The sequence below is a fragment of the Limnobacter humi genome, assembly GCF_024518835.1.
Taxonomy (GTDB): domain Bacteria; phylum Pseudomonadota; class Gammaproteobacteria; order Burkholderiales; family Burkholderiaceae_B; genus Limnobacter; species Limnobacter humi.
The window spans coordinates 80,363-105,118 of sequence record NZ_JANIGO010000001.1 but is presented as its reverse complement, the minus strand read 5'-3'; the positions used below and the strand labels follow the sequence as shown (position 1 = coordinate 105,118).

The 24,756-nt window shown below is 56.2% G+C and carries 22 protein-coding genes; 11 read left to right on the top strand and 11 right to left on the bottom strand.

The annotated features are described in order from the left end of the window. Positions 1-2: 2 nt before the first annotated feature. The 10 genes from NQT62_RS00510 to NQT62_RS00465 all read right to left on the bottom strand — a co-directional run bounded on the left by NQT62_RS00510 (position 3) and on the right by NQT62_RS00465 (position 9,109). Positions 3-869 (bottom strand): ferritin family protein, encoded by an 867-nt coding sequence (locus NQT62_RS00510; RefSeq protein ID WP_256762567.1) that lies wholly within the window; start codon positions 867-869, stop codon positions 3-5. Positions 870-997: 128 nt separating this feature from the next. Beyond that, entirely contained in the window at positions 998-1,474 is a 477-nt protein-coding gene (locus NQT62_RS00505; protein ID WP_256762566.1) for a nuclear transport factor 2 family protein, read from the bottom strand. 18 nt (positions 1,475-1,492) lie between these two features. Then, positions 1,493-2,284 (bottom strand): SDR family NAD(P)-dependent oxidoreductase, encoded by a 792-nt coding sequence (locus tag NQT62_RS00500; RefSeq protein WP_256762565.1) that lies wholly within the window; start codon positions 2,282-2,284, stop codon positions 1,493-1,495. A gap of 20 nt (positions 2,285-2,304) precedes the next feature. Further along, positions 2,305-2,874: a DUF3833 domain-containing protein gene (locus NQT62_RS00495; protein WP_370569130.1), complete on the bottom strand. Its 570-nt coding sequence runs from the start codon at positions 2,872-2,874 to the stop codon at positions 2,305-2,307. After that, positions 2,874-4,265 (bottom strand): MFS transporter, encoded by a 1,392-nt coding sequence (locus tag NQT62_RS00490; RefSeq protein ID WP_256762564.1) that lies wholly within the window; start codon positions 4,263-4,265, stop codon positions 2,874-2,876. Before NQT62_RS00490 ends, NQT62_RS00495 begins: the two co-directional genes overlap by 1 nt. A 17-nt stretch (positions 4,266-4,282) precedes the next feature. Continuing rightward, positions 4,283-5,506, bottom strand: coding sequence for an SAM-dependent methyltransferase (locus NQT62_RS00485; RefSeq protein ID WP_256762561.1), 1,224 nt, complete (start codon positions 5,504-5,506; stop codon positions 4,283-4,285). After that, positions 5,503-6,324 (bottom strand): DUF1365 domain-containing protein, encoded by an 822-nt coding sequence (locus NQT62_RS00480; RefSeq protein WP_256762560.1) that lies wholly within the window; start codon positions 6,322-6,324, stop codon positions 5,503-5,505. The genes NQT62_RS00485 and NQT62_RS00480 overlap by 4 nt, the downstream gene beginning before the upstream one ends. Then, positions 6,324-7,649, bottom strand: a complete 1,326-nt coding sequence (locus NQT62_RS00475; protein WP_256762559.1) for an NAD(P)/FAD-dependent oxidoreductase — start codon at positions 7,647-7,649, stop codon at positions 6,324-6,326. Before NQT62_RS00475 ends, NQT62_RS00480 begins: the two co-directional genes overlap by 1 nt. Before the next feature lie 92 nt (positions 7,650-7,741). Further along, positions 7,742-8,539 carry a GTP cyclohydrolase FolE2 gene (folE2, locus tag NQT62_RS00470; protein ID WP_256762558.1) on the bottom strand — a complete coding sequence of 266 codons (798 nt, stop codon included), beginning with the start codon at positions 8,537-8,539 and terminating at the stop codon, positions 7,742-7,744. 27 nt (positions 8,540-8,566) lie between these two features. Beyond that, positions 8,567-9,109, bottom strand: coding sequence for a glutathione peroxidase (locus tag NQT62_RS00465; protein WP_256762557.1), 543 nt, complete (start codon positions 9,107-9,109; stop codon positions 8,567-8,569). A gap of 255 nt (positions 9,110-9,364) precedes the next feature. On the opposite strand from NQT62_RS00465, the gene NQT62_RS00460 reads away from it, so the two are divergent. The 11 genes from NQT62_RS00460 to NQT62_RS00410 all read left to right on the top strand — a co-directional run bounded on the left by NQT62_RS00460 (position 9,365) and on the right by NQT62_RS00410 (position 23,447). Continuing rightward, a complete protein-coding gene (locus NQT62_RS00460; RefSeq protein WP_256762556.1) occupies positions 9,365-10,312 on the top strand; it encodes a MerR family transcriptional regulator in 948 nt (315 codons plus the stop codon). Positions 10,313-10,323: 11 nt separating this feature from the next. Then, positions 10,324-10,509, top strand: coding sequence for a DUF2256 domain-containing protein (locus NQT62_RS00455; protein WP_256762555.1), 186 nt, complete (start codon positions 10,324-10,326; stop codon positions 10,507-10,509). Continuing rightward, positions 10,499-12,061 carry a cryptochrome/photolyase family protein gene (locus tag NQT62_RS00450; protein WP_256762554.1) on the top strand — a complete coding sequence of 521 codons (1,563 nt, stop codon included), beginning with the start codon at positions 10,499-10,501 and terminating at the stop codon, positions 12,059-12,061. The genes NQT62_RS00455 and NQT62_RS00450 overlap by 11 nt, the downstream gene beginning before the upstream one ends. A gap of 65 nt (positions 12,062-12,126) precedes the next feature. Continuing rightward, positions 12,127-13,350, top strand: coding sequence for a tRNA nucleotidyltransferase/poly(A) polymerase-related protein (locus NQT62_RS00445; RefSeq protein WP_306173500.1), 1,224 nt, complete (start codon positions 12,127-12,129; stop codon positions 13,348-13,350). Positions 13,351-13,416: 66 nt separating this feature from the next. After that, positions 13,417-13,821, top strand: a complete 405-nt coding sequence (locus NQT62_RS00440; protein WP_256762553.1) for a hypothetical protein — start codon at positions 13,417-13,419, stop codon at positions 13,819-13,821. Positions 13,822-13,877: 56 nt separating this feature from the next. Continuing rightward, the gene (locus tag NQT62_RS00435; protein ID WP_256762552.1) at positions 13,878-14,165 is read left to right on the top strand and encodes a hypothetical protein; all 288 of its coding nucleotides are present in this window, start codon (positions 13,878-13,880) and stop codon (positions 14,163-14,165) included. A 110-nt stretch (positions 14,166-14,275) separates the two neighbouring features. After that, positions 14,276-16,015, top strand: coding sequence for an arginine--tRNA ligase (gene argS / locus NQT62_RS00430; protein ID WP_256762551.1), 1,740 nt, complete (start codon positions 14,276-14,278; stop codon positions 16,013-16,015). A gap of 141 nt (positions 16,016-16,156) precedes the next feature. Next, complete coding sequence (locus tag NQT62_RS00425; RefSeq protein WP_256762550.1) at positions 16,157-20,128, top strand: DUF3683 domain-containing protein; 3,972 nt, start codon at positions 16,157-16,159, stop codon at positions 20,126-20,128. Continuing rightward, a complete protein-coding gene (locus tag NQT62_RS00420; protein ID WP_256762549.1) occupies positions 20,128-20,559 on the top strand; it encodes an HIT family protein in 432 nt (143 codons plus the stop codon). The genes NQT62_RS00425 and NQT62_RS00420 overlap by 1 nt, the downstream gene beginning before the upstream one ends. A gap of 144 nt (positions 20,560-20,703) precedes the next feature. Beyond that, positions 20,704-22,560, top strand: coding sequence for a chloride channel protein (locus NQT62_RS00415; protein WP_256762548.1), 1,857 nt, complete (start codon positions 20,704-20,706; stop codon positions 22,558-22,560). Positions 22,561-22,652: 92 nt separating this feature from the next. Continuing rightward, entirely contained in the window at positions 22,653-23,447 is a 795-nt protein-coding gene (locus NQT62_RS00410) for a hypothetical protein (RefSeq protein ID WP_256762547.1), read from the top strand. Here NQT62_RS00410 and phoR read toward each other — a convergent pair. After that, entirely contained in the window at positions 23,437-24,753 is a 1,317-nt protein-coding gene (gene phoR / locus NQT62_RS00405) for a phosphate regulon sensor histidine kinase PhoR (protein ID WP_256762546.1), read from the bottom strand. The two genes, NQT62_RS00410 and phoR, sit on opposite strands and share 11 nt — an antisense overlap. Positions 24,754-24,756: the final 3 nt, after the last annotated feature.

Sequence of the window (24,756 nt, the reverse complement as noted above, 5' to 3'; positions counted from 1 at the left end):
CCTCAGGCAGCGTTGCCCAGTGCGGTGTCTTCTCCACCACCCAGTCGCGACATCACTTCCTTTCGGTAACGGTTCAAATCCTGAACGCTCTCGAAGGTGCGCTCAAACAGCAGGCTCATGTTGTGCAAAATGCGCTCAATCACTTTCTTTTCCCAATCGGCGTCAAAGCGAATCTGGCCGTCCAGCCAGCGCTCCAGCCAATCGGGGTCGGGCAGGCGGCTTTGCACTGTGTCGTTGGGGAACAGCGCTTTGTTCACATGCAGGTTGGTGGGGTGCAGTGGCTTTTGCGTGCGGCGGGCCGATGCCATGAGCACACCAATTTTGGAGAAAGCCGCGCGCGCATTGTCACCCACATCTTGAAGGGCTTTTTTCATGTAGCGCAAGTACGCGCCACCATGGCGTGCTTCATCGTGCGAAATGGTTTTGTAAATGTGTTTGATCACCGGCTCGGTGTGCCAGTCAGAGGCACATCGGTACCAATGGTTCAAACGAATTTCACCGCAAAAATGCAGCATCAGTGTCTCCAGCGGCGGTGCCGGATCGAATTCAAAGCGCACCGCATGCAGCTCCTCTTCCGTGGGCAGCAAATCCGGACGGAAGCGGCGCAGGTACTCCATCAACACCAGCGAGTGCTTTTGCTCTTCAAAAAACCAGATGGACATGAAGGCGGAGAAGTCGCTGTCGTGCTTGTTGTCGCGCAGGAACATTTCCGTGGCCGGCAGGGCAGACCATTCCGTGATGGCATTCATCTTGATGGTCTGGGCCTGTTCTTCGCTCAACTTGCTCGCGTCGAACTGATCCCATGGAATATCGGTTTCCATGTTCCAGCGAACGGACTCCAGTGATCTGAACAATTCGGGGTACAGCATGTTTGTCTCCGCCTAACCTGTAACTTTCAATGTGTATGATTTTAACAAGACATGTCATGAAACAAATGAAGTTTTGGTGACATCTGCTTGTTGAGTGAACGTATGTTCACAACAGCATTCATCCGCTGTTAACCTGCCTGCTTTTTGATCCAACGCATTAAATTGCCCAACACGGGAATTTTTTCGTACAACTCTTCGGCTGGGTCCCAATAATCCCGGTGGAATTGGACCAGCCCTTGTTTGTTCAACCGCACATGGGTTGAACCCCGGCAGCACTGCAGCTGCCCTTTTTTGAACTGCTTCATTTCAAACAGGAAGTGCCAACCCAAAAACACCTGCTCGCCTTGTTCAAACGCGGTGTGAACCACAAAGCGCGGGTTGTTCACCTGCTCAAACATGTGCAGAAAAATGCGGCGAATGGATGCCAGGTCATTGACCTCGTTGTAAGGGTCTTTGAAATAGGCATCCGCCGCGTAATGCTGGTCCAGCGTGTCGGCACTGGCTGGGGTCATGTGCTCAAAAAAATCAATCAGGCGCCGAAGTGGAGCTGACAAGTGCTGGCGGTCCAGTGGGGCCAGGCTGGTTTCGGGGTTGCGTGGGCTCATGGTTCAATCAATCCGCATTCAATCGGTTCCTGGTGGCTGGGTTTTTGCAAACCGTTTCACCGCAGAAAAATACAGGGAGTAGGGCATCAGTCGCATGGCCCGAAGGCTACGGGTAAACGTTTTCGGGAAATGGGTTTCAAATTCCCCAGCTTCCAGGCCGTAGATGATTTCGCTGGCCGCCTTGTCCGCGCCAATGATGAAGGGCATGGGAAATGTGTTTTTGCGGGTCAGCGGGGTGTCGACAAACCCGGGGTTGATCAGGCTAACGCCCACGCCGTGTGGTTTCAATTCCACATACAGCGCTTCGGCCAGGTTAATGAGGGCCGCTTTGGTGGGGCCATAGGCCAATGAGTTGGGTAGGCCGCGGTACCCAGCCACACTGGACACCACCGCAATGTGCCCCGCCCTTTGTTGCATGACCACAGGCAGCACCTGGGCCAGCACATGCAGCGTGCCGTTCAGGTTGACGTTGACTTGGCGCTTCACCTCGGTCAGATCAAAGTTCTCGATGGCCATCTCCGCATAGGTTCCGGCCATGAGCACCACCAGATCGATGCCTTCCAAGTACTGCAAGGCCACGCGCGCAGCCTGTTCCACCGCATGCTCATCTGCAATGTCCACCGGCACGGCCATGGCCTGGTTCAAGTCCTTGGCCAATGCAGCCAGTTTGTCAGCACTGCGGGCCGACAACACCTGTTGACAGCCCTGCGCATCGAGTTGTCGTGCCAGCGCCTCGCCAATCCCGGTGGACGCGCCCACCAGCCAGACCCGTTTGCCTTTCCAATCCGTGATGGGTCGGTTCAGTGCCATGGTTGTTGACTACCTTGTGTTCAATTGCGTTTTCGAAAGCTCAGGGTGACCTGACCCAGTTCAATGCCAAACTTGCTCATCACGGCGCGGTTCAACATGGTTTTCTCGTCCATCAAATACATCCAGTCGTCAAACTGCATGTCGTAGGTTTTGCCATCCACTGGCACCTGCAAGGTGTACTTCATATTGAAGGCGTTGCCCGCCTGAAGTCCGGTTGCTTCACCCACCACATCGGCTGCTTTGCCCACCACGGCATTGCCGGTTTTGGTCAAGGTCCAACTGCGCTTCTGGGAGCTGCCGTCAGAATAAGTAAAGTCTTCGTCCAAGGTGCCGACATTGCCGTCCCAGCGGCAATTCATGACCACCGTAAAACGCTTGACCACGCGCCCGGAACGATCCGTGAACATGCCCCAGGCATCAATGGTGCCGTTGAAATACTGGGCAATGTCCAATACCGGTTTTTCCTGGGCATAGTCGCTGGCCACCGGGGGCGATGCACAGGCCCCCAGCAAGCCCATGCACAGGGCACTGGCGGCCAACAAACGGGTGAGGGGTCGACCCATGTTCCAATCAACAGTTTTTGTGAACATCATGCTGCGCTCCGGTGGGTGGCGGTGTTGGCCGGCACTGCTTGGGGGCGCCCACCCAGGCCACTGAACACCAACAGGACCATGGCCAGAATTTTCAGGCCACAGGGAATGAGGGAATACATCCAGATCAAAGGGTCATTGGCCAATTGGTCTAATAAGCCCATGGCTTTAAAGGCCTCGGTTTTGGCAATGTCTGGCGAATAGTTGAACCACTGCAGGGTACCCAAGGCCACGGTGGGTGCCAATGCCAGGTTGAGCTTTGTCATCCAGTTCCACAGGCCGAAGTAGGTGCCCTCGTTGCTGCCGCGTTCACCATTGTCGCCAATCACGCGGGCCACCAGGGCCGCCGGCATGGACAAATCGGCCCCCAAGGCAAAGCCGGTCACAATGCACACCCACAGGTAGGGCTGAAAATCGCCTTCACCCAGCGTGGCCACCAGGGCAAACGTGGGCACGGTGATGACGATGCTGCACAGCCAGGTCCAGGCCAAACCCAAGCGACTGGACAACCAGACCCAAAACACCGTGGATACGGCGCCGACCAAAAAGTAAACCGCCAGCACCCACTGGTCTGCATCGGTCAGGCCAAGGCGGTCACGCATGTAGAAGGGCACCAGGGTGGCGGGCAATGCGCCGGCCAGTCCGTTGCACAAAAAAACGGCCATTAGGCGACGGAAGTTACTGTGGGACAGCGGGTGCAGCACATCCGCGATCGCCTGTTGAAGCCGTCGCAGGGAACCCACAGGGATGCCGTGGGTGGATTGATGGTGGGCTGGTCTGGCCTGACCCGCATAATCGGCGGGCGTGAGTGAATACTTGAGCAGCACATACAGGCCAGCCAGCAGCATGGCCACAAAAACCGTGTAGATCAACACGCCATGGGTTTCCAGTGAAAGCGACACGGCAAAAATCACACCAAAAATGCCCACGCCTTCGCGCACCGCCACAAATGTGGACCGTTCCTTGTCGGTATTGCCCAGCTCGGCGCCCCAGCTTTGGTATGCAATGCTGACCAGGCTGTAACCCAAATGCACCACCAGCAAGCTGACCATTAAACTGGCGGCATGGTGAACTGGTGTGCTACCCACAGGAAAAAACACCCCAGCCATGCCCAGCAGCAAAAAAGGCACGGACAACACAATCGGGAATACATACCGGTTGGTGTTGCTGCTGCGTCGGTCTACCCAGAGCCCAATGGCAGGGTCCAGCACCGCATCAATCAACCGCGACAGCAGCAGGATGACACCCACCCATGCAGAGGGAACCTCGTACACGCGGTTGTACAGGTAGGGCACTTGGATATAGATGGGCACCACAACGGCGCCCATGGCCCAACCCAGCAATCCATAGGTAATGAGGGCGCGGGGCCCGACAGAAACAGGTTTGTCCATGCAGGGCCTTGTATAACTTATTCCGCTTTCTCGAGATAGAACTGGATCACGTCGGTGCTTTCGTACTGGAAGCCGGCTTCACAATACGCCAGGTAAAACTCCCACGTGTTGATGAAGGGCTGGTCAAAGCCCTGTGCACGCACCGCATCCAGCTGTTTCATGAATTGAACACGCCAGCGACGCAGGGTCTCGGCGTAGTCCTTGCCAAAGGCCTTCTCACGCACCACCCGCAGGCCATGCCTTTCAGCCATTGCGCGGAACTTGCTGGGGCTGGGCAGCATGCCGCCCGGGAAAATGTACTGCTGAATGAAATCGGTGCCTTTGCGATAGCGTTCAAACAGCTCATCGGCAATCGTGATGGTTTGAATGGCGGCTTTGCCGCCAGTTTTCAGCAAGCGGCTGACGGTTTCAAAATACACCGACCAGTATTCCTCGCCCACCGCTTCAAACATTTCAATCGACGCAATGTGATCGAACTGCCCTTTGCAGTCCCGGTAATCCTGCAGGCGAAATTCCGCATGCTGGCCCAGGCCAGCGCGGTCGAGCCGTGCCTTGGCGTAGGCCAGTTGTTCGGTAGACAGGGTGAGCCCCACCAATTCTGCGCCCTGGCTGCACACCTTTTGGGCAAAGCCACCCCAACCGCAGCCAATTTCCAGAATGGTTTCGCCAGCTTTGGGGCGCAGATAGTCCACCATGGCCTGGTATTTGGCCTGCTGCGCCTCTTCCAGGCTCAGGCTGGTGTTGCCGTCAAACAGCGCGCTGGAATAGGTCATGGAAGGGTCTAGCCACAGCTGGTAAAACGGGTTGCCCAAGTCATAGTGGGCATGAATGTTTTTTCGGGCTTGCGCCTTGGTATTGCGGTTCAACAGGTGTTTCAGCTTGTAAGCAATGCTGCCAAGGAAACTGCCGTAAATCACCTGCTCAACCGCTTTGCGGTTTTCAAGGAACACACCCAACAATTCAGCCAGGTTGTCTGTTTCCCATTCGCCCGCAATGTAGCTTTCAGCAAAGCCAATGTCGCCAGATTTCAAGGCCCTGCTGCACACTGCCCAGGAATGCAGGGTCATGCGCGCGCTGGGCTGATCATCCTCACCACCGAACAGCAGGTGAACACCTTCTGGCGTGATCATTTCCAAGCGGCCCTTTTTGAGCTTGTTGAGCAGCTTCAGGGTCCACTGCGCGGCGGAAGGGGCGTGACTGGGCAACTGGAATTGCGAAAGGCTTACTGCGGCTTGGGTCATACGTTCAACTCGGTCTGCGAAATCACATTGCTCGGGGGTTCGGGTTTTCGGTGGAATTTGGCGCCTTTGAACAGCAGCTTCACGGCTTGCCAGTGAATTTTGACCACCACAGCCAGTGTAAACCAGCCGTATTTCATCCATGTTCTACACCACAGCGCAGTGCTTGGATGCACCAGGGTACCGCTCACGCTGGTGCTGAGTTTCAGTTCGCCTTGGTCGAAATAACGAATGCTGGCCAGCGTGCGGTCTGCTTGATTGAAAAACCGGAATTCATAGTGGCCAGACACCGGAAAAAAAGGCGACACATGGAACACCTTCCGGGCGATCATGGCTTGGCCCTTGTCCAATGGTGCTCTGAATGGGCCTTCTTGGTGCAGCAGGTAAAAATGTCGCTCGCCAAAGGTGTTGTTGACCTCGCACAGCAGGGCGCGGCATTGCCCGGCCGTGTTGTGGAAGTACCAGAAACTGACTGGATTGAAGACAAAACCAAATGTCTTGGGAAAGGTGTGCAGGTGTACTTCGCCACCCAAGGCCTCGCTGCTCTCGCCTTCGACTCGAGCGACCAGGCTGGGGATGAAGGTGTCAAATCGTTCGTTGTGCTGCTCAAAACCATAATGACTTGCGCTCACCGATGCCAGGCCGCGACCGTCAATCACCGGGTAACGTGGCAGAGTATGGGCACAGGGCTCAGGCTTGAACACCAGTTTGACAAAACAGGCCCCGGTTGCAAATCCGTTTGCTTTCGGTTTTTCACGGCGGTGGCGAACCTGCCCCCAGGCCATTTTTACACCGTGGCAGTGGTAGGTGCCAGCGCCCATCAGGCCGCCCGTTGTGCCGTGCCGCTGGTTTGCCCGCTGCGCAGGTTTTCAATCAGCGCCGCCGCGGCCTGGAGGCCGGATGTGTGGCCGTCTTCATGAAAGCCGTACTTCATCCATGCCCCAGCCAGGTAAATGTTGTTTAACCCCTGAAGGGCCCGCAGGGCATCCTGGGCTTTCACGGCTGCGCCATCAAACACCGGGTGGCTGTACTGAATTTCACGATGGACCAGTTCATCCCGGGGCTGCAGTATGGGGTTCAAGGTCACAAACACTGGTGTTGAAGTGGGCAGGGGCTGAAGATTGTTGCTCCAGTACGTCACTGACACGCTGGGTTGCGGGTTGAGTACATCGCTCAGGTAATTCCACGACGACCATGTGCTGCGGGTTTTGGGCATCAACCGCACATCGGTGTGCAGGTAAGCCACATTGGGTTGGTAAGCAATGTGTTGCAGCTGGTCTTTTTGGGCGTCATTGCCGCTCAGCATGGCCAAGGCCTCGTCGCTGTGGCAGGCCAAAATAACATGGTCAAATGCCTGCCCGCCTTGGTTCGTCCTTACGATAGGTTGGACGCCCGGGACCACCTGCAGCACTGGGGTGTTGGCATGAACAACCGGAATGTGCGGCAGTAATTTTTGGACATAATTCCGTGCGCCATTTTTCACGGTGTACCACTTCGGCCGGTTTTCCACCTGCAGCAGGCCATGGTTGTGACAAAACTGCACAAACGTGGCCAGGGGAAATGCCAGCATCTGCTCGCTGGGGCATGACCAAATGGCCGCCGCCATGGGAATGAGATACCAATCCCGAAACTCGGCGCTGTAGCCTTCCAGCGTCAGGTAGTCGCCCAAACCCATCTGGGCTTTGCTTTGAAATAAATTGGCGCGCCCTGCATCGGCCACCAAGGCAGTGGCTTCTTTGTTGAATTTCAGAATATCCAACAGCATTCGCAAAAAGCGCGGCTTGAACAGGTTGCGGCGCTGGGCAAATACGGTGTTGAGGTTGGTGCCAGCCCATTCCAGGTTCAACTCCGGCAGACACACCGAGAAAGACATATCCGACATCACGGTTTCCACCTGCAGCTCATCAAAGAGACGAATCAGGTTGGGGTAAGTGCGCTCGTTGTACACCAGAAACCCCGTGTCTACCGGAAAATGCTGTCCGTGCAGCGCCATGTCGACCGTGTTGGTGTGTCCACCGATGTATGAATTGGCTTCAAACAGCGTCACGTCTGCGTGTTCGCGCAACGCATAGGCTGCTGTCAGGCCGGACACGCCGCCGCCAACAACCGCCACGGTGGGTCTGGGGGAATTCACCTTCAAATTCATGCCTGTCTGGTCTGTCATTGCGTTGTGATTGCGATAAGGAATTGCTGCATCCTACCCGCAAAAGCCCGGCTTGGATGCAGCAAGACCCCGGATCAGCTTCGCTTGTCTTCCTCAATCCAGGCCACTGCGGAGTGGTTGTGGATGGATTCGAAATTCTCGCTTTCCACCCGGTATTGGAGCACCTGGTGGTGTTTACGAAGGCGAATGGCCACATCTCGCACCAAATCTTCAACGAATTTGGGGTTCTCGTAGGCTTTCTCGGTCACATACTTTTCGTCTGGCCGCTTCAGCAAGCCCCACAATTCGCAGGAGGCTGATTCTTCGGCCATGCGAATTAGGTCTTCAATATCCACACCTTCGCCCACCAACGCGCGAATGGTGATATGAGAACGCTGATTGTGCGCACCGTACTCAGAGATTTTCTTGGAACAGGGGCACAGGCTGGTGACGGGCACCAACACGGTGATGTACACATCGGTCGCCTTGCCGTTGTTATCGGCTTCCAGCGTCACCTCATAGTCCAGCAAACTGGCCACGCCAGACACAGGCGCCACTTTGCGAACAAAGTAAGGAAACTTCATGGTGATGGTACCGGCATTGGAGTCCAGGCGAGCCAGCATTTCACGCATCATGGTGCGCATGCCCCGAACAGTCAGTGCCTGATCCTGCTGTTGAAGAATTTCCAAAAACCGAGACATGTGGGTGCCCTTCACATCGGCTGGCAAAAACACCGCCATGTCGATGTTGGCCACGGAAGGCTGCGGACCTTCGCGGGTATCCACAATCACAGGGTGGCGAACCGATTTGATACCAACGCGCTGAATGGCGATGTTGCGAAGGTCAGCACGGGACTGTTCATCTGGCAAAAAGAGGGAGTCGGGTGCGTTCATGGTGTGCTCTCCTTGGCTGTTGGGCCATTACTGCTGAAGGGTACTGCGAGGTGCTTCGAGAGCACGGCGAAGTGGGGTGGTAATTTCGTTGCTCAGGGGTGAAATGCCGCTGCGGTAAACGCCAATCACCTGTCCATTGCGGTCGATCAGGTACTTGAAAAAATTCCAGGAGGGTGCTTGGCCCGTCAAGGATGTGAGTTGTTTGTACAAAGGGTTGGCCTGTGCCCCAGTGACGCTGGATTTGGCAAACATGGGAAACTTCACGCCGAAGGTGTTGGCGCAAAAATCGGCAATTTGTTTGTTGGATTTGGGTTCCTGTCCACCGAAGTCATTCGACGGAAATCCCACCACCGAAAAACCTTGCGCACTGTATTGCTGCTGCAACTTTTCCAGTTCCTCGTACTGGCCTGTGTAACCACAGTAGCTGGCTGTGTTTACCACCAACAGGACGTTTCCGCTCAAGGTGCACATTGACACCGGCTTTTCATCCTGAAGCCGGGCGAACGTGTGTTGCAGAATCGTCGGGCAGGCCATGGTTGCCTGTGTTTTCTCTGCTGCTTGGCCGTTCATTGAGAAAAACAGTGCTGTCCACACCAAAAGGGTGGCCAAGCACTGGCAGAGTCTGTTGGGTCGATGAGCGAAAACTAAACTCAAATTCACGTGAATGTCTCTATATGTGTGGTGATTTATTCAACTTTGTGATAATTTGACGTCAATCGAACTGGGTGGTTCCATTATTATGGGAACAGTCAGACAAGTCAATTTTGTCTAGGACAAAACATTGAGCGCAGTGCAGGAAGTGTCAGGTATGTGGACGATTGTTGTATGAATGAGCGGGCCGATCTCAATCAACCCGCATTTTCCATCGCTGCTGTTGAGCGTGACACTGGTTTGCCCAAAGACACCCTGCGGGTTTGGGAAAAGCGCTACAGCTTTCCTCAGCCTCAGCGTGATGCCTACGGTGAGCGGGTGTATCCGATTGATCAGGTGGAAAAGCTCCGTGTCATCAAGCGCCTGCTGGACGGTGGTCACCGCCCGGGAAAAATCATTGGTTTGAGTATTGAAGAGCTGGTCAGAATTTCCGAAGTCAGCAGTGCCGGTGCGCGCCTGAACGTGGCCGCGGACAGCCTGGACGAGTTGAACGGTTACATGGAACTCATCAAGCGCCATGATGCTGAAGAGTTTCGCCAAACCATGTCCCGACTGGCGCTCACCATGGGCTTGCGGCGCTTTGTGGTCGATGTGGTGGCCCCCATGAATGCCATGGTCGGCGATGCGTGGGCCCGCGGCTACTTTGAAATTTTCGAAGAACACATTTACACCGAAACCATTCAGGTGGTGTTGCGCAATGCGCTCAATACCATTCCGTCAGCCCGCAAAGGCCCACGTGTGCTGCTGACCACCCTGCCCGGTGAATTGCATGGCTTGGGCCTGCTGATGGCAGAGTGTATTTTCACCATGGAGGGGGCGCAATGTGTATCGCTGGGTACACAAACCCCCATTTATGACATTGTTCTGGCTGCTCGGGCTCAAACCATCGACATCGTGGCCCTGTCTTTCTCCGTGGTTCAGGGCTCACCATCCACGCTGGATGCCATTTTTGAATTGCGGGAAAAGTTGCCCGCCCAGACCGAGATCTGGTGCGGTGGTGCCTCCACAGCCCTGCGCAAAAAAGTCAGCGAGCAGTTTTTGTTGCTGCACACCCTGGATTCGATTGCAGAGGCCATTTCGGATTGGCGTGCCCGCAACCCACACCGGGGCCCCAAGGCCTGACACCCCACACCGTGACCAAACCGAGCAGTACCCGCAGCACCTTCAAAGGCAATAAGTCCGCTTTGCCGTCTAAGCCCTGCACGGTGTGCGGGCGCGACATGACCTGGCGCAAAAGCTGGGCCAAAAACTGGGATGACGTGAAGTACTGTTCCGAGGCTTGCCGAAAGCAGCGGAAAGGGGCTGCGCATGGTGACTAAATCTGCTTTGACGCAAATCCCCAAGCACTGGGTGCTGGTGTTGGGCGACCAACTGACCCTGGATAACCCGGCATTGCAGTTGGGTGCGCCTGCCGATGTGGGCGTGCTCATGATCGAGTCGGCGGATGAGTCACGCGTGGTGTGGAGTCATAAATCACGAACCGTGTTGTTTCTGAGTGCAATGCGCCATTTTGCCGGAAAGCTTCGCGAGGCAGGGTATACGGTGATTTACAACACGTTGACGGACACCGCGCAGCGATCACTGTGTGAAATGGTGTTCGACCTGTGCCTGCAGCACAGCATTCGCCGGATAGACCTGATGGAGCCCGGTGAATGGCGTTTGGAGCAAGGGTTGGTGGACATGGCCCGTCAACGTGCCGTTGAAATCCGTTTTCACGACGACCCACACTTCATTTGCTCGCGCGCCGATTTTGCTCGTTGGGCCGCAGGCTACAAACAACTGCGCATGGAATATTTTTACCGGGAAATGCGCAGGCGCACGGGTATTTTGATGGCGGGTGCCGAGCCAGAGGGTGGACAGTGGAATTTCGATGCAGACAATCGGAGTGCTTACCCCAAAACAGGCCCAGGCTCAATTCCTGAGCCTGCCGGTTTTGAACCCGATGAACTCACGCTGGCTGTGATGGCCGATGTAGAGCGACATTTGCCCGATAACCCCGGAACGTTCGCAAGGTTTGGTTGGGCAGTGACGCGAGAGCAGGCCCTGAAGGCGCTGGACGTGTTTATTGACCATCGCCTTCGGCAGTTTGGCCCCTACCAGGATGCCATGTGGACCGATACGCCATTTGGGTGGCATTCATTGCTGTCGGCTGCCATCAATCTTCACTTGCTCAACCCCCTGGAAGTGATTCAGCGTGCCGAGGCGGCCTACAAAACTGGGCGAGCTGATTTGCCGGGCGTGGAGGGCTTTATTCGGCAAATTCTGGGTTGGCGGGAGTTCATGCGCGGCGTGTACTGGATGGACATGCCCAAAATGCGCCAGGACAACGCGCTCAAGGCCGATGTTCCGCTGCCCGACTGGTTTTGGACGGGGCAAACCCACATGGCTTGCCTGCGTGATGCCATTGGCCAAACCTTGGAACATGCCTATGCCCACCACATTCAGCGCCTCATGGTGATTGGCAACTTCGCGCTGCTGGCCGGCCTGGTGCCGCAGCAGGTGGAAGACTGGTTTTTGGCCGTGTATGTGGATGCGGTTGAATGGGTGGAATTGCCCAATGTGGCAGGCATGGCCTTGTTTGCCAATGGGGGCCGCTTTACCAGCAAGCCCTACGTTGCATCCGGTGCTTACATCAAGCGCATGAGCAATTATTGTGGCGGCTGCCGCTACGATCCTGCCGTGAAAACTGGCGATAAGGCTTGCCCGTTCACCACCCTGTATTGGGGCTTTCTGGACAAGCACGAGGCCTTGCTGGCGGCCAACCCCCGCACAGGCTTGATGGCCAAAAACATCGGGAAGCTCTCGCAGGCCCAGCGCATCGAGTTGCGCGGGCAGGTGGCTCGAACCTTTGAAAAGTTGCAGTCGCTCTAGAAGCCGCTGCACCGCAAACACCCTCAAGGTGGTACCCTGACGGCGTTTTGACACCCGCCCACACCATGACTTTGACGCCCGAACTCCCTTTGCTTGCTGGTTTTGAGCACGATGCCACAGTGGCCAAATTACCACGCAAGGTGGCGGTGTATGTGGTGGGCGGGGCTGTTCGGGATGCGCTGCTGGGTAGCCCATCGCAAGACCGGGACTGGGTGGTGGTTGGGGCCACACCCCAGGACATGGCTGCTGCCGGTTTTGCACCCGTGGGTGCGGATTTCCCGGTTTTCTTGCATCCCCAAACCCATGAAGAATATGCACTGGCGCGGACAGAACGCAAAAGCGGGCAAGGCTACAAGGGTTTTACTTTTTTTGCTGATCCGTCTGTCAGCCTGGAAGAGGATTTGCGCCGCCGTGACTTCACAGTCAATGCCATGGCCATGGATTCAAAGGGACGGGTGATCGACCCTTACGACGGTTGGAGCGATATTCAAGATCGAACCTTTCGACATGTGAGTCGAGCCTTTCTCGAAGACCCGCTTCGTGTGTTGCGCTTGGGGCGTTTCATGGCTCGCTTCACGGATTTCCGCATTGACCCGGTGACGTTTGAAATGTGCCGTGGCCTGGTGATGTCGGGGGAATTGCAGCACCTAACCCCCGAACGCGTGTTTGCAGAATTCAACCGGGGCATGGGAGAAAAAAAGCCAGCGCGCCTGTTCAAGCTGTTGAGCAAGCTCAATGCTTGGGATGCGCTATTGCCGGGTATGGATTGCGCATTGGCGCATTTTGAAGAGGCGCAGTTTCGGGGTTTGCTCGATCTGGGCGATGTTGAGCTGCGTTGGGCCTATGCCTTGGGCCTGTTCATGGATCGTGAGCACCTGGACCGAGTGGCAGCCCACTTGAAATTCCCCAATGAATTGCGAGACCTCTGTCGCGTGGTGGCCAGCATTCAGGCGCTGGAGGGTCGATCCAGTCCCGGCATTGCCGATGTACTGGCCCTGTTGACCGAGATCGACGTGTACCGTAAGCCAGAGCGGGCCTTCAAAGCCCTGCAGCTTTTTCAGCGCGGAGGCCAAACCGACACCATCGCCTTGTTGGGCTGTGCTGTGCAGCAGCAATTGGATGGCACTTACAAAGCAGCACTGCGCCAGCATCTGGAAGGCCTTCCGCAGGCTGTCCCAGCCGATATGCCCGGTTTGATTGCCGCCTTTCGTCAAGCTTGGTTGTCCACATTGAAGCAAACACAATCGGCTTCCGGGGCCAAACCCAGATCCAAATCCCGAACGCGTTAACCTTCTGCGCCATCGCGCGTTGTCTTTCTTTCAAAAAAAACACACGGTTCGTTTCGGGAGGTTTCCATGCACAAAACACTGCAGTCCACCGGCATTCTCATTCTGGCCATCGCAGTTTGCCTGTCGTGGGCCATGGTGTTTCCCTGGGCCCGCCAGGGTTGGATGGGCGATGCCATCTGGCTGGCCATCAACTTGGGTCTCTTCGTTATTTTGCATGCGGCTTCAGGCCTGTTTCGGCGTGTGCTGGTCGGTTTGGCCCTGTTCTCGGTGCTGTCGGCTTGCCTTGTATTGGTCTGGCCATTTTTGCCCTGGTTGCGTCATTCGGTGGCGTGGGTCAGTCAAACCGTGTTCAGCACACACCTTCGGCTGAACGAGGCTCATTTGTTTTTGAGTGCTTTTGTGCTGTTGAACATCGTCATGGTCTGCGTGTCTCCAGTTCGCCGGCTGGTGCTGGGTGGCAAGTCGCGTTAACAGTCTGCTCCCCAGTTGGGGCACAATAGGCGTAGCCCAACCGTTGTTGACATGCCATGGCCTCACTTCGTATCAAGCAGGGCGTTTGTGCCTGTTGTGGCCGTACGACGCTACTCACATTCCATCACCTGATTCCCAAAAAATTGCATCGTCGCGCTTTTTTCCAGCGACATTTCAACAAGATGCAACTCAATCAGGGCATCAATGTGTGCCGCACCTGCCACGATGGCATTCACGACCTCTATGACGAAATGACCTTGGCTCGGCAGTTCCCGACGCTGGAGCAACTTCGGGGCGATGACGCCTTGGCACGCCACTTTGCCTGGGTTGCCAAGCAGCGGTAGCGTCGATGGGCGAAGCAAATCCTTGATACAATGGAGGGTTTCGACACCCCATTGCTCGAAGATCCACGTTGGGTCAAGAGCAACACCGCCTCCCCGGGCCCCTTTGGACCATGCTGCCACAACACCGCCAAACACTTGCCACCGCTTTTGAACACGCTGCCACTGCTGCATTGGGCACGCCTTTTGAAGGGGTGGTCACACTTGAAAAACCCAAGGATGCCAGCCATGGCGATGTGGCTTGCAACCTGGCCATGCAGTTGGCCAAGCCAGCCCGAAAAAACCCGCGTGAATTGGCCCAAGCGTTGGTCGATCATGTCAAGGCCAACCCCATTTGTGCTGGTCTGGTCGAGGCCATTGAGATTGCCGGCCCAGGTTTCATCAACATTCGCCTGAGCGCGCAGGCACGCACTGCTGTGGTGTCCGCGGTGCTGGAGCAGGGGGCTGCTTTTGGGCAATCGTCTGAACATGCAGGCGAAACCGTGTTGATTGAATTTGTATCGGCCAACCCCACAGGCCCTTTGCATGTGGGCCACGGTCGGCAGGCCGCGTTGGGCGACGCCATGGCCTCGGTCATGAAAACCCAGGGCTGGACTGTGTACAAAGAGTTTTACTACAACGATGCCGGCGTACAGATTCAAACCCTGGCCACCTCGGTGCAGTGTCGCGCCAAGGGCTTGAAGCCGGGCGATGCGGGCTGGCCCGAGAGCGCCTACAACGGCGATTACATTGCCGATATTGCTGCTGATTTTCTGGCTGGCAAGGAAGTGAAGGCCGCCGACGGTGAGCCCGTGAAGGGCAGTGGCCATGTGGACGATTTCGAGTCCATTCGCGCCTTTGCAGTGGCCTATTTGCGCGCTGAGCAAGACCTGGATTTGACAGCCTTTGGCGTGCAGTTCGACAATTTTTACCTCGAAAGCTCCTTGTACACTAACGGGAAAGTGGAAGAGGCCGTCCAGAAAATGGTGGCTTCCGGCAAAACCTACGAGCAAGACGGTGCGCTGTGGCTGCGGTCCACCGACTTCGGTGACGACAAAGACCGCGTGATGCGCAAATCCGAAGGGGGTTACACGTATTTTGTGCCCGATGTGGCTTACCACATCAGCAAATTCCGTCGTGGTTTTGGCAAAGTCATCAACATTCAGGGCACCGACCACCATGGCACCATTGCCCGGGTTCGGGCTGGTCTGCAAGCGGCCGATGTCGGCATTCCGCAGGGCTACCCTGACTATGTGTTGCACAAAATGGTCACCGTCATGAAGGGTGGGCAAGAGGTCAAAATCTCCAAGCGTGCGGGCAGCTACGTGACAGTGCGAGACCTTATCTGCTGGTCCGGTGGTGTGGATGAAAGTCAGCCGATGTTGAGCCAGCCTGACGCACTGACCAAAGGGCGAGATGCCGTGCGGTTTTTCCTGGTGTCGCGCAAAGCCGACACCGAGTTTGTGTTCGATGTAGACCTCGCGCTGTCTCAATCCGACGAAAACCCGGTGTACTACGTGCAATACGCGCATGCCCGTATTCACTCCATTTTGGACCAGGAGGGCGTGGATGTCATCGGCTTGAAAGAAGCCAACCTGGACCTATTGCAGGCCCCGTCAGAAGCGGCTTTGTTGCGGGCCTTGGCCAGTTATGCCGATGTGTTGGCCAAATCGGCCGATGAATTGGCGCCCCACCACATTGCGTTTTACCTGCGTGAGCTCGCTGGAGCCTTCCACACTTTCTACAACGCGGAACGTGTGCGCGTGGATGATGTCCAACTGAAAAAGGCCCGTTTGGCCCTGCTGGTGGCGGTGGCCACAGTGTTGGCCAACGGCTTGGCCGTGCTGGGTGTTTCGGCGCCCAAACGCATGTAAGTCGACGATGAAATCACCCATCCAATACCCCTGATGCCCCTTTTGCCATCAGGGTTTTGGCGATAAAAACAGGGGCGTTGCTCTAGGCGCTCCAGCGTTGCCTTTGGTACCATGTGGTGCTAAGCAGTTAAAAGGTTTTGCATGAACGCACCCGTTGAATTGAACACCTTGAAACCCTCAGCCGGCGAAACCACCCGCCTGCGGGAAATTCCGTACAACTACACCTCGTTCTCCGACCGGGAGATCGTGATCCGCCTGCTTGGCCAAAAGGCCTGGGACATCCTGCAGGAACTGCGTCAGGAGCGGAAAACAGGTCGCTCGGCCCGCATGCTGTTCGAGGTGTTGGGCGACATTTGGGTGGTGCGCCGCAACCCCTATCTGCAAGACGATTTGCTGGACAACCCCAAGCGTTTGCAAGCCCTCATTTCCGCGCTGTTTCACCGCTTGAGCGAAATCAATGTTCGCCGCGTGGAGTCCAACGAAAACCACGAAGCCGACGACCGCAGTGCCCGCGTTCGCGAACTGCTGACCTCGGCCGAGCAAGCCGTGCTGGCTTTCCAGAAAGAGTTCGACACCCTGCGCGACTTTCGCAGCCGCGCCCGCCATGCGCTGGGCGAGCACACCGCGAAAGACAACATCAAGTTCGATGGACTGTCTCGCGTATCGCATGTCACAGACGCCACCGACTGGCGTGTGGAATACCCCATGGTGGTGCTCACACCCGACCGGGAATCCGAAATCCCGGGTTTGGTGAAAGCCTGTATCAGCCTGGGGCTGACCATCATTCCACGCGGAGGCGGCACCGGTTACACCGGTGGTGCGGTGCCACTCACCGCCCTGTCTGCGGTCATCAACACCGAGAAGCTGGAAGAGCTGGGCCCGGTTGTGATGGAAACGTTGCCCGGCCTGAGCACTGAATACGCCACGGTCTATTCCGGTGCGGGTGTGGTCACCAAGCGTGTGTCTGAAGCCGCAGAAAAAGCAGGGCGCGTGTTTGCTGTTGATCCAACCTCCGCCGAGGCCAGTTGCATTGGTGGCAACATTGCCATGAACGCGGGTGGCAAAAAGGCCGTGTTGTGGGGCACCGCGCTCGACAACCTGGCCTGGTGGAGAATGGTGGACCCGGAAGGCAATTGGCTGGAAGTGACCCGGATCAACCACAACCTCGGCAAAATTCACGATGCAGCGCAAGCCGAGTTCGAGCTGGTGTGGAGTGACGGCAATCGCAAACCGGGTGACAAGGTCTTGAAGACCGAACGCCTGGTGGTCGAAGGCAAAGTGTTCCGCAAGGTCGGCTTGGGCAAAGACGTCACTGACAAATTTCTGGCAGGCCTGCCCGGTATTCAGAAAGAGGGTTGTGATGGCTTGATCACGTCGGCCAAGTGGGTACTGCACCGCATGCCCAGCCACACCCGCACGGTGTGTCTGGAGTTCTACGGACAAGCCCGGGATGCCGTGCCGTCGATTGTTGAAATCAAGGACTACCTGGACGGCGAGGGCAAGGCCATGGGCGCCATTCTGGCGGGCCTGGAACATTTGGACGAGCGCTACTTGCGCGCTGTGCGTTACAGTCCGAAATCCAAGCGGGGCGCTTTTCCCAAGATGGTGCTGTTTGGCGACATCGTGGGCGATGACGAAGACGCCGTGGCCAAAGCGGCCTCGGAAGTGATTCGCTTGTCCAATGGTCGCTCTGGCGAAGGCTTTGTGGCGGTTAGCCCTGAAGCCCGCAAAAAATTCTGGCTCGACCGTTCCCGCACGGCGGCCATTGCGCGCCACACCAATGCCTTCAAAATCAACGAAGACGTGGTCATTCCCTTGCACCGCATGGGCGAGTACACCGACGCGATTGAACGCATCAACATTGAGCTGTCGATTCGCAACAAGCTGAAGCTGGTCGCGGCATTGCGAGGTTTCTTCGCGCTGCCGCTGGCCTTGGGCAAAAGCGACGACGCAGACACCAGCAAACTGTCACCTGATGAAATCATCGGTGACCGTGTGTTGCGGGCCAACGAGCTGCTGGACACCGTACACGAGCGCTGGAGCTGGTTGCTGTCCAACATGGACATGGGTCTGGAAGCGGCCAAGCCGGTCCTGCTGAGCCTGGGCATGGGTCACCTGGATGGCGAGCTGACCAAGCGCCTGGCACAACAGCCCGATGCCCGCGTATTCGATGTGCTCCAGGACCGCACCGTGCGCGTCAGTTGGAAAACCGAAATCCGCGCTCACCTGGACCGCATTTTTGTGGGCGGCGTGTTTGCGCCCGTGGTGGCCGAAGCCCGTGCCATCCACAAAAAAGTGCTGCGTGGCCGGGTGTTTGTGGCGCTGCACATGCACGCCGGTGACGGCAACGTCCACACCAACCTGCCGGTGAATTCGGACGACTATGACATGCTGCGCGAAGCGGAGCACACGGTGGATCGCATCATGCAAATTGCGCGCGACCTGGACGGTGTGATTTCTGGGGAACATGGCATTGGCATCACCAAATACCAATACCTGTCGGAAGCCGAGCTGAAGCCGTTCCAGGACTACAAGCAGCGCATCGACCCAGAAGGCCGCTTCAACAAGGGCAAGTTGTTGCCGGGTGGTGACTTGGCCAACGCCTACACGCCCAGCTTCAACCTGATGGGGCATGAAAGTCTCATCATGAGCCAAAGCGACATTGGTTCGATTGCCAATTCCATGAAGGACTGCCTGCGTTGCGGCAAGTGCAAGCCGGTGTGTTCTACACACGTGCCCCGTGCCAACTTGCTGTACAGTCCGCGTAATAAAATTCTGGCCACCTCCTTGTTGGTGGAGGCCTTCCTGTACGAGGAACAAACCCGTCGCGGTGTTTCTATTAAGCACTGGGCCGAGTTTGAAGACGTGGCTGACCACTGCACGGTTTGCCACAAGTGCGTCACGCCATGCCCGGTCGACATCGACTTTGGCGATGTGTCCATGAACATGCGCGCCTTGCTGCGCAAAATGGGCAAGAAGAGCTTCAACCCAGGTACTGCGGCGGCCATGGCTTTCCTGAATGCGAAAGACCCAGCCACCATCAAAGCCATGCGGGTGGGCATCACCGACATCGGTTTCAAGGCACAACGCTTGGCGTATAAAGTCGGTAAGGCGATTGGGCTTGTCGACAACCAGACCAGCAAACCGCCAGCGACCGTGGGCAAAGCGCCGATTCGCGAGCAGATCATCCACTTCATCAACAAGCCGATGCCCGGTGGGTTGCCCAAGAAAACCGCCCGTGCCTTGCTGGACATTGAAAACAGTGATTACGTGCCGGTGATTCGCAACCCCAAGGGCACACAGGCCGATACCGAAGCGGTGTTTTACTTCCCAGGTTGTGGCTCTGAGCGCCTGTACAGCCAGGTCGGTTTGGCCACCCAAGCCATGTTGTGGCATGTGGGCGTGCAAACCGTGTTGCCACCGGGTTACCTGTGCTGCGGTTATCCACAGCGCGGGGCAGGGCAGTCCGACAAGGCCGAGAAAATCATCACCGACAACCGGGTGCTGTTCCACCGGGTGGCCAACACGCTCAACTACCTCGACATCAAGACTGTGGTGGTCAGCTGTGGCACCTGTTACGACCAGTTGCAGGGTTATGAGTTTGAGAAGATTTTCCCGGGTTGCCGCATCATCGATATCCATGAATTTCTGATGGAAAAAGGCGTGAAGCTGGACCAGGTGACCGGTGTGCAGTACATGTACCACGACCCTTGTCACACCCCCATGAAAACCTATGATCCGCTCAAAGTGATTAACACCTTGATGAACAGCGACATGCAAGGGCAAACCATTGTCAAGAACGACCGCTGCTGTGGCGAGTCGGGTACATTCGGGGTGTCCCGCCCCGACGTGGCCACCCAAGTGCGTTTCCGCAAGGAAGAGGAAATGCGCAAGGGTGCCGATGCCCTGCGCGACAAGGCACCGGGTGCGGACGTGAAGATCCTCACCAGCTGCCCATCCTGCTTGCAAGGCTTGAGCCGTTACAGCAAGGACGCAACGGTTGAAGCGGATTACATCGTGGTTGAAATTGCCAAACATGTGCTGGGCGACAACTGGTTGCCCGAGTATGTGAAGCAGGCCAACGACGGCGGCATCGAGCGGATTCTGGTCTGATGGATTGCCCCTTGTGCAACAGTGATGGCGGTGAATTGATTTACCGCCATCCACTGTTCCGGGTGATTGATGCCCGGGAAGCCTTGTATCCGGGCTTTTTACGACTGGTGTGGAAAACCCACGTGCAGGAGTTTTCTCAATTGCCACCCGAGCAGCGCACGCTGTGCATGAGCGCGGTGGTGTTGCTGGAGGAATTTGTACTTCAGCAGTTCAAACCTGACAAAGTAAACCTGGCCACGCTGGGCAACGTGGTGCCCCACCTGCACTGGCATGTTATTCCCCGCTTTACGGATGATGCCCATTTCCCGGCGCCAGTGTGGGCAGCGGCCAGGCCTGAAGCGCGCCTCAGCCCACGTCAACAACGTATTCTGGACACCCAGTTCACCTGGTTTGCACAACTGAACGAACGCTTGAAGGCCCAGTTCGGTTAAGCCCAACCCGCTTGGGCAGTTCGCTTGGTGTAAACTGTTCACAGTTTTTAACAAATAAACCATGGCCAATGCAGGCTGCACGGAAAGTTCATCCGTCTGGCTTGCCGTGCGCCTGCATGCCGCAGAACGGTCCACCTGTCGAGCATGAAACCTGTCGCAAATACCCATCGCGCAACGCCTTCCATCACATCCTCCCACGCCGCCACCACCGATGGTCTCACTGTATCGCCGTCGCTGGACTTGGTCCTGGAGTCTGAGCACCTAAGTCAGCAACCCGGCTTGCTCGACAAACGCACCATCAGTATGTCGGGCTTGGCCATCTTGTTGGGCCTGGCAGCCAGTGGTGTGGCCTGGCTCATGTTGAAGCTGATCGCCATCATCACCAACCTTGCATTCTATGGTCACTTTCAGGCTCACGACGTGAGCCCGGCCGATGCTGTTGCGCACCTGGGATGGTGGGTATTGCCCATACCAGTGGTGGGCGCAGTGCTGATTGGTCTCATGGCGCGCTATGGTTCCAAAGCCATTCGCGGGCATGGCATCCCGGAGGCCATGGAGCAGGTATTGACCAATCGAAGCCGCATTCCGGCTCGGGTCATGTTCTTGAAGCCGATATCTTCCGCCATTTCCATCGGCACAGGCGGTCCATTTGGTGCCGAGGGCCCCATCATCGCCACGGGCAGTGCACTGGGCTCCTTTGTGGGGCAAAAAATTCCAGTCTCCACCGCTGAGCGCAAAACCCTGTTGGCCGCCGGTGCGGCGGCCGGCATGTCTGCCATCTTCGGCAGCCCGGTGTCGGCGGTACTGATTGCCATTGAATTGTTGTTGTTTGAATACCGACCTCGCTCCATCATTCCGGTTGCTTTGGCGGCGGTGACTGCCGCGGGCATGCGCATTGTGATGGAAGGCTCGGAGCCAATTTTCGCCATGCCTGAACTGGGCCCGCCGGGCTTGGGGGCGTTGGTGTTCTACACGCTGCTGGGCGCTGTGATGGGCCTGGCTGCAGCGGGAGTAACCCGCATTGTGTATGGCATTGAGGACACGTTTGAGCGACTACCCATACACTGGATGTGGTGGCCTGCACTCGGTGCGTTGGCTGTGGGTGTTGCTGGTTATTTCGCGCCAGACACCTTGGGGGTGGGCTATTACAACATCCGCAATATTTTGTCCGATGGTCTTGCTTGGCAAGCTGTCGCGGTGCTGATCGCGTTCAAGTTTTTCTCATGGTCGATTTCATTGGGTAGCGGAACTTCCGGCGGTACCCTCGCCCCATTGTTTACCCTGGGTGGTGGCTTGGGTTTGTTGTTGGGCAAAGTCACTGCCAGTGTGTTGCCCATGCTGCACATTGATGTGCGGGTGGCCGCCCTGGTGGGCATGGCTGCCTTGTTTGCGGGCGCGTCCCGTGCATTGCTGACCTCTGCCGTGTTTGCGTTTGAGACCACCTTGCAGCCCATGGGGCTCTTGCCCTTGTTGGGGGGCTGCGCAGCGGCCTATCTGGTGTCATCGCTGGTGATGCGCAACACCATCATGACCGAAAAAATTGCGCGGCGAGGTGTTCGCACACCGGCTGAATATTCGGCCGACCCGCTGGAACAAGTGTTGGTTCATCAAGTGGCCAATCAGCAGGTGATGCGGTTTCAATCGGGTCAACAGATTTTGGACGTGGTCACGGCCATGCGAAGCGATCCGCATGCATATCGCTTTGCTGTGTACCCCGTGGTGGATGCCGAGGGGCGGTTGAAAGGGGTGGTTGATCGTGATCGCATTTTGACCGCGATTGAAACCGGTCAGGTTGCCTGCACACAGGGTATTGAGTCGCTGATTGCGCAGCGCCCTCGATTTGTCTTCGATGACATGACCGTTCGCCATGCCGTGCAGCACATGGTCAAGTACGGCCTTGATGCGTTGCCCGTGTTGAGCCGTCAACAACGGTATGTGTTGGTGGGTGTGATTTCGCACACTGAAATTTCCATCGCATATCGTCACGGTCTAGAGGACTGATTAACGGTTTCTGGTTATCGGCATGCTGGTGAGTTCTGAACTTTCAGACTCTGATTGCCCACTCATGGTTTTCAATGTTTCGGGGATTCCTCATGACGTCTTTTAACTCTGTTAGCATCTCGACCGGTGTAGCAAAGTTCGTCGCTAAATATCCAGTGACCGAGCGTAAACCGAACGATGCGCCTTTGGCTGGTTATTTCAATTACATTCATCTGATCGATGCTCTAAAAACGCTCAGCTCGGATACTGTTGACGTTTCAAAATTCCAGAACATGGTGATAGATCAATTTCATCAGCAAGGTATTCTGTCGGCCAAAATGAAACTGATAACCCCTTTCAGTTCTGATTCAGTAGCGTCATCGGGTCGGGGTCAAAGTGGAATGCTAAAACTGCATTTCAATCTTGATGATGTCAGTATTCAGCACAGTACATTCGGTCCAGATGGTATCGCCAAGGGCGATGGCAATTCTGTGGAGCCTTTGAATCTTTCTATTCGATTAAATATTGATGGATCAGTTAACGATTCTCAGCGAGCAGATATTGAAGCCTTATTGGGAAGTGACTCAGCGGTTTCGGCAAGCCTGCGAGCATGTATTCGCGATGCTTTGGCTAATCAACAGCCTTTGGAGATCGCCATTGAACGAGCCAAACTGCTATTGGGCCCTCATCTTGAGGAGGCGATTGGTTCAGGATTCGATTTAAAGATAAAACTCAAACGTGATCAGTTGTTTGACGGAATAAAGGTTGTCATCGGTAGAAGCGATTTCAGACAGGAAAATCGTCCCCTATCCAACTCTGAAGACATCGTGACTTGGGGTGGCGCAGATTTGACCCAATTAAGATCGTATTCGAAACTGCCAAGCCACATCGGTTCATTTAATCTGTAACAACCGATCTAACCAGGGGCATGATCAAGGTGAACGTACTGCCCTGGTTGGGCTTGCTTTGAATGTCCAGCTCACCATCGTGGCGCTGCACCACATGCTTTACGATTGCCAGGCCAAGGCCGGTGCCACCACTTTCACGCGAACGGCTGCGGTCCACCCGGTAGAAACGCTCGGTCAGCCGGGGAATGTGCTCGGCCGAAATGCCAATGCCGGTGTCTTTCACCACAAATGCTGCACAGGCGCGGCCCAACTCGTTTTCAGTGCGGGTCAGGCGCACTGAAATCGCACCTTTCTCGGGCGTGTAACGCACAGCGTTGGTCACGATGTTCGAAAAGGCGCTAAGCACTTCGGCGCTATTGCCCATGGCCAACAGCCCGGGGGTAATCTGAACATCCAATTGATGTTTGCCACCCGACAACTGAATGGCGTCATCCACGGTGCGTTGGGCAATCTGGCTTAAGTCAACGGTTTCGCCATGTTCGCTGGCACTGGGGGCGGATTCCAGTGCCGACAAAGCCAACAGGTCTTCCACCAGGTTTTGCATGCGGTTGGCCTGGGTGTACATCAGGTTCAGGTATTCCTTTTGCTGCTCAGGGCTCAGCGGCAGATCGCGGATTGTTTCCAGAAAGCCGCTCAGCACGGTCAGCGGGGTTTTCAGTTCATGGGATACATTGGCAATGAAGTCGCGCCGCATGCGTTCCAACTTTTCCACTTTGGTAACGTCGCGGGTTAGCACCAACACCTGGTTGTCGCCATAGCTCACCAGTTGAACCGACAAAATTTTGCTTCGGCTTCTGGGGGCGCTCATCATCAAGGGCTGTTCCCAACTGCGGCTGCTGATGTAATGGTGAAAAGCCGGGTTACGCACCAGGTTGATCAGTGGTTGGCCGATGTCGGTGCCGAGTTTCAAACCCAAATGGTCTTGGGCGGTGTCGTTGCACCACGAAATATGGCCTTGTGCATTCAAAGTGACCACGCCATCGGGTAGCGCTTGCGCTGCGGTGCGAAACGACACCAGTGCGTTGCTCAGGGCCTGTTGCTGGCGTTGGTGCAAGCGCAGGTAGCGAAACAGTTTGGCAGCAAGGTCGTCCCACCAGCCAGACACACGCGGAATGTTCTCGGGGGTAAAATCGTCCAGCCAGGCTGCGACTTTTCGTCCTGATCGCACCTGCACGGCGTAATTCAACACCGCAGCACCGATGGCGAACAACACGGCGCCCTGGTGCCCATAGGCCATTTGGCCCACAATAGAGGCTGCCCCCAAGGTCAGGGCGAAAAACACAAGGCGAAAGATCAGCGCAGTCATAGA